Raw genomic sequence first — 16,813 nt, forward strand, 5'->3', positions numbered from 1 at the left:
TTGACGCAACAGCATTAGAGATTGTGAAAGTATCAACTAGGGCGTATAAAAGAGACTAGTTTATAACCATTAGCTACTATTTTACAAAATCTGGACTTTATGTAATAAAAGGAGGTACTATGCGTTTATTTATTGCCGAAAAACCATCAATGGCACGAGAAATCAGCAAGTGCCTGCCAGAAAATAAAAATATCCAAAAGCGAAATGGCTATTTCATCCAAGGTGATGATGTGGTGACTTGGGTTGTGGGCCATGTGCTACATCAAGCAGAGCCAGGGGATTATGACGACAAATATATTCGTTGGCGTCCTGAGGATTTGCCCATAGTGCCGAAGGAATGGAAATTGCTCGTTACGGATAGCAGCCGTTCCCAATTTGAGGTGGTAAAGGATTTAATTAGCAAAGCGGACCTCGTAGTTAACGCAGGTGACCCGGACCGTGAAGGTCAGTTGCTTGTGGATGAAGTGTTGGAATTTGTAGGGAATACGAAACCAGTGCAACGCATTCTGCTAAATGCATTGGATGAAAAATCCATCCATAGTGCGTTGAAAGGTTTGCGAGATAATAAAGATTTCTACAATTTATACCAATCTGCTTTGGCGCGTGCTCGTGCAGACTGGCTCATTGGGATGAATTTGTCTCGTGCCTATACCTTGTCGGAACGTCGGAAAGGCCATAAGGTGACATTGCCAATAGGCCGTGTAAAAACACCAACATTAGCTCTCGTAGTGCGTCGTGAACGTGAGTTAGAGGCCTTTAAGCCAGTAGATTATTTTACAGTAAAGGTATTATATGAACACACTAATGGTAATTTCTGGGCCACGTGGCAACCAACGGATGAGCAAAAGGGCCTAGACCCAGATGGTCGTCTCATCAATAAGGCCATTGCAGAAGGTTTAGTAGAGACTCTGTCAAATTCCCCTCAAGGTAAGATTAAGCAAGTTACTAAATCCAAGAAGAAAGATCCTCAACGATTGCCGTTGGCGCTTTCATCATTACAAGTTTTAGCAGGTAAAGCATTTTCCTATGATCCACAGACCGTTCTCGATACGGCGCAAAAATTATATGAGAAGAAATTGACCTCCTATCCGCGTTCGGATTGTGAATATTTACCACCAAACCAATTTGAAGATCGATTGCCAATTCTACGTAATCTTATGAATTGTGGAGATAATCGATTACAAGGTTGGGCCCGAGGGGCTAATCCGAGTATTAAATCTCGTGCGTGGAATGAGAAAAAAATCACCGCCCATCATGCCATTATTCCAACGACGGTACCATGTCAATTGGGCACGCTCACCGAGACAGAGCGAAATATTTATTTCCTCATTGCCCAATCCTATATTGCTCAATTTTATGGGGAACATGAATACGAGCAAACGAAAATCACCGTAGAACAATGTGATGAAAGCTTCGTAGCAAACGGTCGTGTCGTTATTGAAGAAGGCTGGAAACTCTTGTATAGTCGCCAAAAATCTCAAAAGGATGGGTTGGCCAGTGTAGATAAACAGGATGACGAAGATTTAACGGATGATCGTGGTGCTGAATTGACTGGCAAGGAAGAGCAAATCGAAGAATCTGATCATTTGCCAAGCGTGAAAAAGAATGATCCTGTTACGTATCGGGATTCGTCTATTGATGCAAAGCAAACGAAACCACCATCTCGTTTCACACCGTCCACATTATTGCAAGCCATGAAGGAAATTCATAAGTTTGTAAAAAATGAGGATTTGAAAAAGCAATTAAAGGCTGTATCTGGTATAGGTACAGAAGCAACGCGGGCCAATATTATAGACGAGCTCATTAAACGTGATTTCATGAAGACTAGTGGTAAAAAGCAAGTATTGTCACCAACACAAACGGGATATTTGCTAGTAGATGCTTTGCCTGAGGAGTTGTTATATCCTGATGAAACGGCAATTTGGGAAGAACGATTAGCCCTTGTTAGTGATGGGGAAGACACGCTAGAGGCCTTCTTAAGTGATCAAATTGCATTTTTACAAAAACTAATCGATAAATTATCCTTTGGCAGTTCTGTACCCGTTGGTGCTATGCAACCAAATGTGGTTCGCACCATTACATCGAATCAAGGTAATCGCCCGATGAGTGGTAATGCCATAGCTCCAGAGGAGTTGGCTAAATTCAAGGATTGCCCTCAATGTAAAGAGGGAAAACTCATACCTCGAAACGGTAAATTTGGTGAATTCTTAGGATGTAACAATTACCCTACCTGTAAATATACAGAGCCTGTAGGGGGACCTAATTCATCAAGTGGTAGTGGTTCATTCAATGGTGGACGTAATCGCACAGAGCCACCGGTGAATATTGATGTGCCACCAAGCGAGCAGAAGTATAAATGCCCACGGTGTGGTAAAGGCTTCTTTGTTCCCGTCGAGCAACGAGGTAGAACCTCTTGGGTATGTAGTAATCGATCTGAGTGTCGGACTACGTGTAGCGATGTGAATGGAAAACCAAGTATTTATGCTAATGAAACGTAAAGCATAATGAAAAAATATTAAGATACATATATATGTTGTTTAAAGGGCTGAACCGTAATTTAATGGTTCAGCCTTTAGTGATTAATAGATTAAAAGGCGCTACCTGGATATTCCAGATAGCGCCTTTTGATAAGCAATCAATTAAGATTGTTTATATTACAACTCTTTTTATATTGTCATTATTTTTTACGTCGTCTGCCGCTATTAGCCGTAGATGTTTGACGTTGACGACTATTGGCGCCTTTATGGCCGCGAGCTTTGTGAGCTTTTGCTTTTGTAGCTTGGTAGGTACTCTTAGGGCCAGTTGCCTTTGTAGGTCGACCTCGTTTCGGGGCAGCATTTTCGTTGCCTTTTACTTTGACTTGACCATCCTTGGTGTATTTAGTTAAGGTAGCTTGGATAGCACGCTCGATGCGACGAAGCCAGCTTTCATCAGCTGGGGCCGCAAATGTAACGGCGATGCCCGTGTTGCCGGCACGACCTGTACGACCGATACGATGAATATAATAATCTACATCATGAGGTACATCATAGTTATAAATATGACTGATACCCTCGATGTCGATACCGCGAGCGGCGATATCAGTGGCCACGAGGATTTGAGTTTTAGCCTTGGCAAAGTCTCGAAGAATTTGTGTGCGGCGACCTTGTGTTAAATCACCATGCATTTCTGCAATATTAAGACCAGCCGCTGTTAGTTCGTAGGAGAGACGGATGGCACCTTCTCGTTTGTTACAGAAAACGATGGCAAGATACGGGTTATCATCTTGGATCATTTGAATGAGACGAGGTGTTTTTTCCTCTACATTCATCATATATACGCGTTGCTCGATGGCATCTAATGTAATGTGTTCACCCTCTACAGTAACAGATACAGGTTTATGCATGTACGCCTTAGCCAAATTTCTGATTTTATCTGGAATAGTCGCAGAGAAAAGCAATAATTGGCGGCTTGCATCAGTTTGTCCAATTAAGGACTCTATATCGGGTAAGAATCCCATATGTAACATTTGGTCCGCTTCGTCGAGCACTACGCGACGAATTGAATCTAAATGAAGGGAACCACGTTTTGCATGATCGAGAAGTCGGCCGGGCGTACCTAAGATAACTTGTGGGCGACGGCCTAATTGTTGTAATTGGGACTCGATAGTTTTACCACCGATGAGTGGTAGTACATCTACGCCGATAACATCGCCTAATACTTTGGCTTCATCAGCAATTTGTTTAATTAATTCTCGCGTAGGGGCGATGATGAGTACTTGCTCTTGATGTACGTCTGTATGTACACGTTGTAGCATGGGCAATAGGAATGCTAATGTTTTGCCAGTACCTGTTTGGGCACGGGCTATGATATCATTGCCTTTAAATACGACGGGTAATGATTGCTCCTGAATGGGGGTCGGTTCTTTTATGCCTTGTTTGGCTAAGGTTTCGATAAGAATATCAGAAACGCCTAGGGATTTAAATGATTTCATGGGTCGTCCTTTCATATATACATATAGATTAATTATAGCATGAAACATAGAATCTGGCGAAAATGGAGATACTAGGTTAATTTCACATTTTCATTTTCAATAATCATTATCAACATGAGAATTAAATTAACATAATTTGGAGAGTAGATAAAATTTTCTGATTAACATTTAATGAGAATAAAGTGAGAATAAAAGGAGACGTGTATAGTGTATACAAAAGTGTAGAATCTGATATAAGAAAATATTATAAAATAAGATAATATATATATTTGAATATTATGTGAAAATCTAATATGACTAAAAAGTATAGAAAATAAAGAGAAATTTTACTGTTTAAATGATAGTATCTATTGATATTATCCTCGTGAGTGTTATAATGAGTAGTAAGTGTTATAATGAGTATGAATATTAATACAGGTTATAAGTAAGCCTCTTAGATTGTATTGGTATAGGTTGTTAGTTTGCTTTATTGAGTAGGAGGTGTTAGCATGGCTATCAAAAAGCTTAAGGACATGAAGCCTGGTGAGGAAGGTACAATTGTCACTTTACACGGTAGTGGTAACATCAAGCATCGTCTCATCGACATGGGACTTGTAAAAGGTACAAAGATTCATGTTGTGAAATTTGCACCACTTGGTGATCCAGTGGAAATTAAAGTAAAAGGCTTTGAATTGGCTCTTCGCGTCAGTGAAGCAGGCACGATTGATGTTGATGTACAGTAGGAGGTTGATTGTATGGCATCAGGCAATAGCGTGAGAATTGCCTTAGCGGGGAACCCTAACTGTGGTAAAACCACAATATTTAATAATATTACAGGATCCAAGCAACACGTAGGTAACTATCCAGGCGTAACAGTAGAGAAAAAAGAAGGGGAAACTACCTTTAATGGACAAGAATTACTCTTCATCGATTTACCAGGCACATATAGTTTAACTGCACGTTCTATGGATGAGTTAGTAGCGCGTAATGTAATTATTAATGATGAACCAGATGTAATCGTAAATGTATTGGATGCATCTAACTTGGAACGTAACCTGTATTTAGCGGCACAGTTAATTGAATTGGAACGTCCAATGGTAGTGGCTCTGAACATGGCTGACGTAGCAGAGGAAATGGGTATTAAATACGATATCCGTACATTGAGCGCTCGTACTGGGGCTACTGTTGTTAATACCGTAGGTCGTGATAATGTAGGCACCCAAGACTTGTTAGAGGCTACTGTGGCTGTAGCGCAGCAAGGCAATGTAACCCCTGTGAAAGTAAGCTATGGTGAAATTTTAGAACCTAAGATAGATGAACTAGAATCTGAAATCAAAGCAGCGGGTACTATTACATATCCATTACGTTGGGTAGCTATTAAATTGCTTGAAAAAGATCCTGATGTTGTAGGTAAAATCATGCGTATTGATAATACGGACGCAGTGATTGCGAAAGCTGAAGCATTACGGAATGAATTGAAGGATCAAGTTGACCTTGATGTAGTATTCCAAGAATACCGTCATCGTTTTGCGTTGGATGTATACAACGATATGTTGATTCAAGGTCCTACAGAGTTAGAAACACGTTCTGATAAATATGATAAAATTTTAACCCACCGCATTTGGGGGTTACCAATCTTTATGTTTATCATGTGGTTACTATTTAACTTCGTAAATACTTTGGGTGCTTATCCACAAGATTGGTTAGACCAAGGTTTTACTGCCTTAGGTGAATGGTGTACAACAGTGATTCCCGAAGGTCAGTTACAATCTTTGGTTGTGGACGGTATTATCGGTGGTGTAGGGGCCGTATTGAGTTTCTTGCCATTAATCGTATTATTGTTCTTGGGTATTTCCTTCTTAGAGGATACTGGTTACATGGCTCGTGCTGCGTTCGTAATGGACCGCGTGATGCGTGCTTGTGGTTTACATGGTAAATCATTTATTCCATTATTATTAGGTTTTGGTTGTTCCGTTCCTTCTGTAATGGGTGCTCGTATTCTTGATAATTACAAAGACCGTATGGTTACAATCTTTGTAACACCGTTCATGAGTTGTAGTGCTCGTTTGCCAGTATATGTATTGTTTGCAGCAGCATTCTTCCCACCAGAAATGGGTGGCACAGTAGTAGCAGCGATTTATTTTTTGGGTATTATTTTTGCGATTATCTTTGCAAAAATTTTCCGTTCCTTCATCTTCTCTGGTGAAGCCGATCCATTCGTAATGGAATTACCTCCTTACCATATGCCTACATTAAAATCTATATTCATGCATATGTGGGAACGCTCTGTATTATATGTTAAAAAAGCAGGTACTTTCATCTTAGCAGCATCCATCCTTGTATGGTTCTTGATTGCATATCCACAAGATGTACAGTATACACAAGATTATGATGCAGCTCGTGAACAGGTAACTCAAACGTATGAAGCACAAGATGCAGCTATCTTTGCACAATTTGGCTTAGCCGCGGAAGATCAACAAGAAGCTATTAATGGTATTGTTGACGAAATGACGGCAGCTAAAGAAGAGGAAGATGCAGCAGCTGAAGAAGCGGAAGAAGATCCAGTAGAACTTGATATGGCAGAAGGTGCTCCTATTCCTGAATTGTTTGCTGATATTCAAAAAGATCACGAACAAGAAATGACAGCAGCTTGGGCATTGTATAAAAACCGTGTAGGCATGAATGAAGAAATTGGTGTGCTTGATGAAATGCAAGCATCTGAAAAAATTGAAGCTTCTTATGCAGCACAATTTGGTAAGGCTATTCAACCGATCTTGGCACCACTTGGCTTTGACTGGAAACTTGGGGTAGGCCTTGTAGCAGCGATGGCAGCGAAAGAAGTATTGATTAGTACATTGGGTACTATTTATGCAGTAGGTGGCGATGATACTCATCAACAACCAATTGTAGATTATTTACAACAAGACCCTAACTTTACTCCTTTAATTGCAGTAGCGTTGATGGTGTTCGTATTGGTATATCCTCCTTGTATTGCTGCATTAGCAGTTATTAAACGTGAAACTAACTCTTGGAAATGGATGACATTTATGTTCGTATATGAGAATGTATTGGCATGGATTGCGGCATTTATCGTGTACCAAGGTGGCTTGTTGTTAGGTTTCTAATAATACAATTTCTATTATATTGCGTATAGTGAAAGGCTTTAAAAGCCTTTCACTATACGCATATATATATGAGCATGAATATTGTAATTTACATTGTAAAAATTAAATATGATAATTGTAAAAATAATATTTGCGAATAATCAATATTCGTGGTTAAATGATAATGAGAAAAGGAAAAATCCTAAAATGCCTTGTAAATTCTCATTGTTCATTGATGGTTTCTAAATGATAATTTATGATAATGAGAAAGTTGGTATAATATATGGATAACCTTATTGTGGGACTCATAGGATTATTAGCATTGGTGTATGTAGGTAGTAAAATCTACAAGCAAATGACTGGTACTGGTGGTTGTGGCTGCGGTGGCGGTGGATCCACCAAAAGTTCTAGTAAAAAAGATACAGCATCAAGTGGATGCGGCTGTGGTAGCGGTTGTAGCTGTGGCGACAATTCTGCATTAGGACTAAAACCAGCTAATAAGCAATAATTCTAACAATCGTTAGTAGCAATGTGCGAGGAGTCTCCGATAAAAGGGAGGCTCCTTTTTATTTAACTTAATTATTATAGTAGATAACTATGTATATGAAAGGAAGTATTACTATGTTCAAGATTAAACCAGAAAGTCTTAAATCCGCTAACTTATTTGCAGCAGGCCTTGCTTTGGGTACTGTAGGGTTACAAATTCTAACTAGCAAAGACGCTAAAAAAGTATATGCTGGTGTTGTAGCTGCAGGTCTTCGTGCAAAAGAAACAGTTCTTGCTACTACTGAAAAAGTACAAGCTAGTGCTAGCGATATCTTGGCAGAAGCTCAAGAAATCAATGAAGATCGCAATGAAGAAATTTTTGAAGAATCTGAAGAAGAGTCCGAAAAGGAATCTAAATAATTATGCTACAGTTTTCTGTAATCAGAAAACTTAGAAATCGACTCCATGTGAAAGTATCTGGTCATCGTTTTACAGAAGCGGAAGCTGCTTATATAGAGGATATACTGCTTTCACATGAAGCCATTTCTCAAGTAACGTTCTACACAAGAACATGTCAAATTGCTATTTCTCATAACGGAAATGAATCTGCCGTTCGCGATGCAGTATTGGCCTTGCGTAATCTTGATTTAACGCAAGCTGTAGAACTAAGAGAGTATTCTCCACGTTTGGTGAATAAAAAATACCGTGAAATGATGATTCAACGCACGGCTGTGTATCTTGGTAAAAAAGCAGTATTGCCAGCACCAATTGCGGCAGCGTGGACTTGGTTTGACGGTTTGAAATTCATCGGCACAGCGATTAAAACGTTGTGGCAACGTAAATTAACGGTGGAAGTATTAGATGGTGTAGCTATCGGTGCTTCTTTGTTAATGAAGGATTATCCTACTGCTGGTGCGGTTATGTACTTGCTCGGTATCGGCGATATTTTGGAAGAATGGACTCACCGAAAATCCGTATTGAACTTAGCTCAAAGCATGTCTTTGAACGTTGATAAAGTTTGGGTGTTGGTAGACGATGTAGAAATTAGTAAGTCGGTTAACGAAATCGTAGAAGGCGATCAAGTTATCATTCGTCAAGGCGAAGTTATCCCATTGGATGGCGTCGTAATTGACGGTGTAGTACTTGTTAATGAAAGTTCTATGACAGGTGAACCAGAAGCTGTACGTCGGGACAAAGATACTTCTGTATATGCCGGTACTGTTGTTGAAGATGGGAAAGCTATTATCGAAGTTCGTAGTACATCCAAGACCTCTCGTTACGAAAAAATTGTTAACTTGATTGAAGAATCAGAACAAATGAAATCTGGCATGGAACAACAAGCATACCGTATGGCAGATAAGCTTGTACCGATTAGTTTCATTGGTGCTGGTTTGACATATTTGTTAACACGCAACACATTAAAAGCATTGTCATTTGTAATGGTTGACTTCTCATGTGCCTTAAAATTAAGTATTCCATTGGCAGTCTTGTCTGCAATGCAAGAAGCATCTAAACGAGGGATCACGGTTAAAGGTGGTAAATTCCTAGAGCAAATTGCCGCAGCTGATATGATTGTATTTGACAAAACTGGTACATTGACGAAGGCTGAACCTGAATTTGAAGAAATTATAGCCTTCAATGGTCAGGATCCAGATGAGATGTTAAAATTAGCAGCTTGTTTAGAGGAACATTTCCCTCATTCTATGGCAAAAGCTGTAGTAAGAGCGGCGAAGGATCATCATTTGCCACATAAAGAGATGCACTCTGATGTAGAATATATTGTGGCTCATGGTATTGCCTCTAAAGTAGGTCGCTATCGGGCTCGTATTGGTAGTGCTCATTTCATTTTTGATGATGAAAAAACTAAGATTCCTGAAAATGAAAAGGAAAAATTTGAAAACTTACCAAATACATCTTCTCATTTATATTTAGCCATTGGTGGCACTTTGGCGGCAGTTATTTGTATTAAAGATCCAGTTCGTGAAGAAGCAAAACAAGTTGTAGATGATCTTCATGCATTAGGTATTAAAAAAGTTGTGATGATGACGGGTGATAGCCGTCGAAATGCAGAACGCGTAGCTGCTGAAATTGGCATTGACGAAGTATATGCTGAAGTATTACCAGAAGATAAAGCCTCTTATGTTAAAAAAGCAAAAGAAGAAGGTTATACCGTGATGATGGTCGGGGATGGTATTAATGACAGCCCTGCTATTTCTGAAGCTCATGTAGGTATCGCTATGAATGAAGGTGCTCCAATTGCACAAAAAATTGCGAATGTCACTATATCTTCCGATCACCTTCAAGCTTTGGTTGACTTGCGTAGAATCTCTTTGGCGTTAATGAAACGTATTAAGGCTAATTATAATGGTATCGTTGGTTTCAATGGTGCTCTTGTAGGCGCCGGTGTAGTTGGTGTGTTGCCAGCAGCGAATGCGGCTTGGTTGCATAACTTGTTCACATTAGGCGTGGGCCTTGAAAGCATGACTCCATTATTAAAAGAAGAGCAGAAAACGATAAAAGCCACTGATGACCATACTATTGATGTGGTTGCTGAATCAGTTTCGGCTTAATCACTTAACCTCAATACTAAAAGCCTTATGATTCCTTGATCGGAGCCATAAGGCTTTTAATTTTTTTGTAGTAATTTATGGCTTGTTAGTGTACAATAACTAATGGATTAATTATTAGGAGAGGTATATGCAAACCATTGTAGATATATGTAAACAAACATTTTATATGGGCCTATTTGTTGTCATGATACCACTTATTGCGTACATGATTCATAATGGCTCTAGTGCTGTAGTGGCACTCGTAACGTATTTGATTTTCTCGTTCCTTATTCCATTAGGCTATGTGGGGGCGGAGATAGCCACATTTGGACCGCATAATCGCAGAATTAGTCGTTTCGCCTATATGTTAGGGTGGCTCGCTGTACAAGGTGGCACATATGCTAGTATATTTCTTGGTGTAGATTTATCTATGCTATGGGGATGGCCTACAATTGGCCGAGATATAGCATTCTTGGTAGTCATGTTTGTCCAAATTGCGGTGGCCCTTATGATTGGCTATGTGGTGAGTCGACTGGTAGGTGGACGTCATGAATAAACATTTTTGGACTTTCACCGGATTAATTGCGTTAATTTGTAGCAGTTTTGCCCTTGTGCAAGGGCAGGGACATTTGACATATACTGGAATTTTGATGTTCACGTTGTTATCCCTGTTTGTTCCATTGGTAATTCGTCGCATGGCTCGCTTTGAGTTTGCCGTTGGATTCACTATGAATATGTGGTATCACGTATATGCTTGGGCGTGGTGGAATTTATTTTTCTTTATGGGTACAGGTGGCGTGTTACAACTAGCTATCCCTACGGATAATGTTCTAGCTATTGGTGCCTTATGGTTTGTCGTATATGTGGCGGTGGTGGTGTTAATTGAGTTGACAGCCCTATTATTAACAGCATTCTTTGGTCGTGAAAGAAAACATGATCTCATTGATACTACATTAGACTTGTCTATGTATACATTACCAGTTCCATTATTACTTACAGGCAATGTATTATATGTAGACATGTATAGCAATCCTATGATGGCGATGTATTTGAGCCAAACAATGGCCAAGATGTTGCAATTATGCGCCTATGCACTGATTTTTTTGACTATGATGAGTACTGTATTTTATCTATTCCCTCGTAATGGGGCAGATAAATTCCCACGTCTCGTTCGTATCTTTGTAACAGCTCTTATGTGGCTTGCTATTAATGGTCATATGTTATATGGCTATATTCCTCCAATGATGTTAGATTGGATTTTTGTAGCTGTACCAGTATTTAGAGCAAACCCATTAGTCTATGTAACACCAGCTATTTTTGAAGTTGCCGTTATCTTTATTTCGGTAGTGCTTGGGTATTATGTAGAAAAATCTATTATACAATATAAATCTAAAGGTATTTAATGTATTTAATTTTACTAGTTTCGACTTGTATCCGTAAGGAATGAGAGCGAAGGAGGTAGCAATGACAAATCAAAATGGTACATCTAATTTGGAGGATAACAAACAAGTATCTAGCCATGACCAGGATGTACAAACAGTGGGAATGGATCGCACTGTACTAAATCAAGAAGAAGTTAAAAAGGTTAAGTCAGAGAAGAAAAAAGATTCTAAGTTTAGTCTTAGAGAATTAACTATTATTGGTTTATTAGCGGCTATAACAGTTATTTTAGGGATTTCTGGGTATGGACTCATACCTATTGGCCCCATTAATGTCACAACATTACATGTGCCAACATTAATCGGTGCTTTAGTAGAGGGCCCTAAAGTTGGAGCTTTCGTGGGCTTGATTTTTGGTGTTTACAGTTTCTGGCAAAATATGACAGCTCCAACATTGTTGTCCCCAGTATTTATTAACCCCATCATCTCTGTACTGCCTCGTATTATTTTCCCTGTATTAGCTTGGATTATCTATAAATGCATACCAATGAAATCCCAAGGTCCAAGATTTATCATTGCCGCATTTTTAGGGACTGTGCTTCATACGACGATGGTAATGGGATTGATTTATATAATGTATGCTGATTTATTTGCTAATGCATTGAAAATGAGTCATGAGAATGTTGGCATTGGTATACTTACATTGGCCGTAACTCATGGTATTCCAGAAGCTATTTTTGCTGGGGTGATTGTAACACCGGTGGCACTAGCTTTGTATAAGGCCTTGCGTAAATCTTAAAATCTCCTTTGTTGCGTTGGGATATTTGCATTACTGGTAGTGTGATAGTAATACATAAAAATATTTTATAATGCCCATAGAACCTTACTGCTTTTGTTTACAGAGAGCAGGGGGATATGCTAAAATAAAGAAAAATACAATAAGTATTGAGGAGGAATTATCATGGCTAAACGTATCCGTACTATCAACACTGAATCTTTACAAAAAACTGCAAAAACTGGTGGTTGTGGCGAATGCCAAACATCTTGCCAATCTGCTTGTAAAACAAGCTGTACAGTAGGCAACCAAGTTTGCAAACAAAAATAAGAATCTACTTCTTTGATGTAGAAACTTAGAAACTAGGTGTTCGACGATGTCGAGCACCTAGTTTTTTTATGGAACCATGTTGGGGATATTTGAAAATAAACAGGATATATTTATGGTTAGTGTTCTATAATATGTAGATTAGACAGAGGTCAGATAGCATATTTTATATGAATTGTAACGGTACATTTAGCTAAAAATATGCTACAATAAATAAAGATGAATTTCGATATAAGAGAATTCATCAATTGTAACTGTATGGAGGTACCATGTTAGAATTAAAACCTATGATCCACAAGTTTCGGATGAAGGATACATATTATTGCCTAGACGTGAATAGCGGTATTATTCATGTCATTGATGAATTGATAGACCGCGTGCTTGATACGTATGATGGCACAAATCGTGAAGCTGTACATGCTCAGTTAGATGCTACAGAAGATGCAACGGAATTAAATGAAATCATGGACGAGTTAGATGAGCTCATCGCAGCAGAGCAATTGTTTGCACCTATGAGCCGTGAATTTAAGCTTGTTGTAGGTGAAAAACCTATTGTTAAATCCTTGTGTTTGAACATTGCTCATGATTGTAATTTAGCATGTAAATATTGTTTTGCTAGCCAAGGTGATTATGGCGGGGTAAAACGTGAATTAATGAGCTTTGATGTGGCAAAACGGGCGGTAGATTTCCTCATTCAAATGAGCGGTAATCGTCAACACTGTGAAATCGACTTCTTTGGTGGTGAGCCCCTCCTTAACTGGGAAGTGGTAAAACAAACCGTTGAATATATCGAAAGAATTCAAGAGAAACATAATAAGATTTTCAAATTGACCTTAACGACGAATGGTATGTTATTAAATCAAGAAAAAATTGATTATGTAAACGAACATAAAATGAGCCTTGTACTATCTCTTGATGGTCGCGAAGATGTACATAATTCTATGCGTCCAGTAGCAGGTAGTGGAGCTGAGTCTTACCAATATGTTGCTAAGAATTTAGTGAATGCTGTAAAACAACGTCATGGTTTAGAATACTATGTACGTGGTACATATACACATAAAAATTTGGATTTTACAAAAGACGTATTAGCTATGTCTGATTTAGGTTTTGAACATTTATCAATGGAACCAGTTGTTGGTGAAGACGGAGATTATGTACTTCGTGAAGAAGATTGGCCAATATTGGAAAAAGAATACGAAAAATTAGCTGATCTGTATTTAGAGCGTCAAAAAGAAGGTTGGGGTGAGAAATTTAATTTCTTCCACTTCCGTATGGATCTGTATCGTGGACCATGTATGGCGAAACGTTTACGCGGTTGTGGTGCTGGTCATGAATATATGGCCATCGTACCAAATGGTGATATTTATCCATGCCACCAATTTGTTGGCAAAGAGGACTTCATCTTGGGCAATATCTACGAAGGTCTAAAGAATACAGAGATTCCTACACAGTTCCGTAATACTCATGTGTTTACAAAACCTACTTGTGCTGAATGTTGGGCTAAATTCTTCTGTTCTGGCGGTTGTCATGCTAACAATATAACACTAGGTGGTGACTTAGATACGCCTTATGAATTTGGCTGTCGCTTACAAAAGAAACGCATTGAATGCGCTATTATGATTCAAGCAGAGCTTGAAGCGGCTGGCATTGATGGGAGTATTCCTGTTGCGTTAGGCTAATCAATTAACAATATGTCTTGAGCGAATCAATAATAAATAATATCTTAGATTAATTAATGCAGGATATTTGTTGAAATAATTAAACGTGATTTAAGTCAGCTTTGTAAAGGAGCCACTATGGAAAATAGATTGGATGAAACACAAACTATTGAACGTTGGGGAATCCGCTTTACTGGCATCGTACAAGGGGTCGGATTCCGGCCCCTTGTTTCTGTATTAGCACATCAACTTGCATTGAGTGGATTCGTTTATAATGATGGTCATGGTGTGTATGTGGAGGCTCAGGGGACAGTAGAGGCTTTAGACTTATTCCTCGATGCTGTGAAAGTAGAGTCTCCACGATTAGCACGTATTACATCGGTGAATATTACGAAAATGGATATTCATATGGATGACTGTATCGACCGATCCCAACCAAGTCCTGAGGAGGCTTTTGTGATAAAACCGTCTCCAAAGGGCATGAAGGTAAAAACTTTCATCAGTGCTGACACGGCGCCTTGTGAAGACTGTTATAAGGAATTGCATGATGCTAATGAACAGCGGCGTCATGAGTATAGTTTTATTAATTGTACTCATTGTGGTCCAAGGTATACCATTATTAAGGCAATGCCTTATGATCGTGAACGAACAACAATGAATGATTTCCCTATGTGTCCTGATTGTGAACGTGAATATGAGGATATAGAAGGTCGCCGCTATCATGCGGAACCAAACGCTTGTCATGTGTGTGGACCTCAGTATCAGTTGCTTGATGCGCATGGAACTGTAGTTGAAACTGATGAAGTAAAGGCTTTTGCTCAGGTTAGGCACATGATTGCGGATGGTTATATTGTAGCTATTAAAGGTATTGGTGGATATCATCTAGCCTGTGATGCCTTTAATGAAACTGTGGTACAACGTTTGCGGGAACGTAAACAACGGCCCATGAAACCATTGGCAATGATGGCAGGGTCTTTAGAGATTTTAGATGATATTGTCACAATATCTGATGCAGAGTTAGATGTGCTTATTAGTCCCGCTCGGCCTATTGTCTTGTTACAATCAAAGCCGGAGGTACCTAGCGTTCCTGCACCATCCGTAGCACCAGGGTGTCAGTCTTATGGCATAATGTTGCCGTATACACCTATGCATATGGTATTGTTACCCAAGGATGCCCTATGGGTAATGACTAGTGGAAATCATAGTGGAGAGCCTGTACTATATAAGGACGTAGAAGCCTTAGAACAATTAAGTACTGTAGCTGATTATTTCTTAACCCATAATCGTCAGATTTGGTCCCCTGTGGATGATTCTGTAGTAGCAGTGTGTGATAAACATATATTACAATATCGTCGGAGTCGTGGTTTCGTGCCGGAACCGATTCATTGTAGTGGACTGCTTAATAATACCATGTTAGCAATGGGTTCAGATTTAAAAAATGCTTTTGCTATGAATCAAGATCAAGAGGTATTGATGGGGCCTCATATTGGTGATTTGGAACATAGCTCTACCCATGAAACATTAGAAAAAACCATAACACATTATGAAAAACTATTTGATGCGACACCTACAGAGATTGTTGTGGATGCACATTCTCAATATTTTTCCTCTCGTCTAGGCTATGCTTACGGTGAAAGGCATAATATTCCTGTATTGGAGGTTCAACATCATCATGCCCATATTGCATCAGTCATGGCAGAGCATAACTTACAAGGACCTCTCTTAGGTATATGTTTTGATGGTACAGGTTATGGCGATGATGGTACATTATGGGGCGGTGAGTTTTTAATCTGTCAACAAGGTGGATATAAAAGGGTAGCACATCTTCAAACGGCACCATTACCGGGCGGTGAAAAGGCTGTACGTGAACCGTGGAGACAGGCTTTGTGGTATGTGCGACAACATTATGGGACAGACATACCTGCTGTATATAAAAAATGGCTGCACACATTGCCAGAGGGCTGGGAACTTTTAGATCAGGCTCTAAATAGTGATATGGTATTTTCCTTATCATCTGGCGCAGGTCGTTTATTTGATGCACTAGGCTGTTTATTAGGTTTAGGGAATATCCATGCTTATGATGCTCATATTGCTATGGCATTGGAGCAGGTGGCATTAGGTCAACGTGGTAATGTTCGAGAATTTAATTATGATGGAACGACACTTGATTTAACCCCTACTATATTTTCTTTAATGGATGAATATGCAGCAGGTGCAGATGTAAGTGCGTTAGCAGCAAGCTTTCACCGGACGTTGGCTATTGCTATCTGTGAGGTATCATCGGATATATGTAGCCGCTATAATATTGATCAAGTAGCTATTAGTGGTGGGGTGTTCCAAAACCGTCAGTTATTACAAGAGTTACATCGTACATGGCATCGTAGTAAACTTTATATGAATGAAAAGGTACCGTGTAATGATGGAGGCCTTGCGTTAGGACAATTATGGATTGCTCATCAGTTGAAAAAATAAGGGAATTTAATAAGGGAATTTATTGATTTTTAGTATTATATCAATAGCAAATAGTTGAGTTTATACTAGAAATAATAAGTATATTATTAGAATAACCGTTGTGATATAAGG

13 protein-coding genes are annotated in these 16,813 nt (G+C 39.2%); 12 read left to right on the forward strand and 1 reads right to left on the reverse strand.

Annotated features, from left to right (window positions below):
• Window positions 1-119: 119 nt before the first annotated feature.
• Complete coding sequence (locus RVY80_RS04855; RefSeq protein WP_317329829.1) at window positions 120-2,498, forward strand: DNA topoisomerase 3; 2,379 nt, start codon at window positions 120-122, stop codon at window positions 2,496-2,498.
• Between the two features lie 179 nt (window positions 2,499-2,677).
• Here RVY80_RS04855 and RVY80_RS04860 read toward each other — a convergent pair whose 3' ends face one another.
• On the reverse strand, window positions 2,678-3,973 hold the full coding sequence (locus tag RVY80_RS04860) for a DEAD/DEAH box helicase (protein WP_295189132.1): 1,296 nt from the start codon (window positions 3,971-3,973) through the stop codon (window positions 2,678-2,680).
• A 488-nt stretch (window positions 3,974-4,461) separates the two neighbouring features.
• On the opposite strand from RVY80_RS04860, the gene RVY80_RS04865 reads away from it, so the two are divergent.
• The 11 genes from RVY80_RS04865 (at window position 4,462) to hypF (ending at window position 16,702) form a co-directional block, all read left to right on the forward strand.
• Entirely contained in the window at window positions 4,462-4,695 is a 234-nt protein-coding gene (locus RVY80_RS04865) for a FeoA family protein (RefSeq protein ID WP_295189948.1), read from the forward strand.
• Window positions 4,696-4,707: 12 nt separating this feature from the next.
• Window positions 4,708-7,077, forward strand: a complete 2,370-nt coding sequence (gene feoB, locus RVY80_RS04870) for a ferrous iron transport protein B (RefSeq protein ID WP_317329830.1) — start codon at window positions 4,708-4,710, stop codon at window positions 7,075-7,077.
• Window positions 7,078-7,339: 262 nt separating this feature from the next.
• The gene (locus RVY80_RS04875; RefSeq protein WP_295189942.1) at window positions 7,340-7,564 is read left to right on the forward strand and encodes a FeoB-associated Cys-rich membrane protein; all 225 of its coding nucleotides are present in this window, start codon (window positions 7,340-7,342) and stop codon (window positions 7,562-7,564) included.
• A gap of 113 nt (window positions 7,565-7,677) precedes the next feature.
• Window positions 7,678-7,962: a DUF6110 family protein gene (locus RVY80_RS04880; RefSeq protein ID WP_317329831.1), complete on the forward strand. Its 285-nt coding sequence runs from the start codon at window positions 7,678-7,680 to the stop codon at window positions 7,960-7,962.
• A 2-nt stretch (window positions 7,963-7,964) separates the two neighbouring features.
• Window positions 7,965-10,112, forward strand: coding sequence for a heavy metal translocating P-type ATPase (locus RVY80_RS04885; protein WP_317329832.1), 2,148 nt, complete (start codon window positions 7,965-7,967; stop codon window positions 10,110-10,112).
• A gap of 127 nt (window positions 10,113-10,239) precedes the next feature.
• Complete coding sequence (locus RVY80_RS04890) at window positions 10,240-10,647, forward strand: hypothetical protein (RefSeq protein WP_317329833.1); 408 nt, start codon at window positions 10,240-10,242, stop codon at window positions 10,645-10,647.
• Window positions 10,640-11,494, forward strand: a complete 855-nt coding sequence (locus RVY80_RS04895) for a hypothetical protein (RefSeq protein ID WP_317329834.1) — start codon at window positions 10,640-10,642, stop codon at window positions 11,492-11,494. The genes RVY80_RS04890 and RVY80_RS04895 overlap by 8 nt, the downstream gene beginning before the upstream one ends.
• A gap of 142 nt (window positions 11,495-11,636) precedes the next feature.
• Window positions 11,637-12,269: an ECF transporter S component gene (locus RVY80_RS04900; protein WP_295189954.1), complete on the forward strand. Its 633-nt coding sequence runs from the start codon at window positions 11,637-11,639 to the stop codon at window positions 12,267-12,269.
• Window positions 12,270-12,431: 162 nt separating this feature from the next.
• On the forward strand, window positions 12,432-12,575 hold the full coding sequence (gene scfA / locus RVY80_RS04905; protein WP_004693318.1) for a six-cysteine ranthipeptide SCIFF: 144 nt from the start codon (window positions 12,432-12,434) through the stop codon (window positions 12,573-12,575).
• A 266-nt stretch (window positions 12,576-12,841) separates the two neighbouring features.
• On the forward strand, window positions 12,842-14,251 hold the full coding sequence (gene scfB, locus RVY80_RS04910) for a thioether cross-link-forming SCIFF peptide maturase (RefSeq protein WP_317329835.1): 1,410 nt from the start codon (window positions 12,842-12,844) through the stop codon (window positions 14,249-14,251).
• 117 nt (window positions 14,252-14,368) lie between these two features.
• A complete protein-coding gene (gene hypF, locus RVY80_RS04915) occupies window positions 14,369-16,702 on the forward strand; it encodes a carbamoyltransferase HypF (protein ID WP_317329836.1) in 2,334 nt (777 codons plus the stop codon).
• Window positions 16,703-16,813 lie beyond the last annotated feature (111 nt).

Origin of the sequence: Veillonella absiana, assembly GCF_032970865.1 — a bacterium.
GTDB classification, from domain to species: Bacteria; Bacillota; Negativicutes; order Veillonellales; family Veillonellaceae; genus Veillonella; species Veillonella absiana.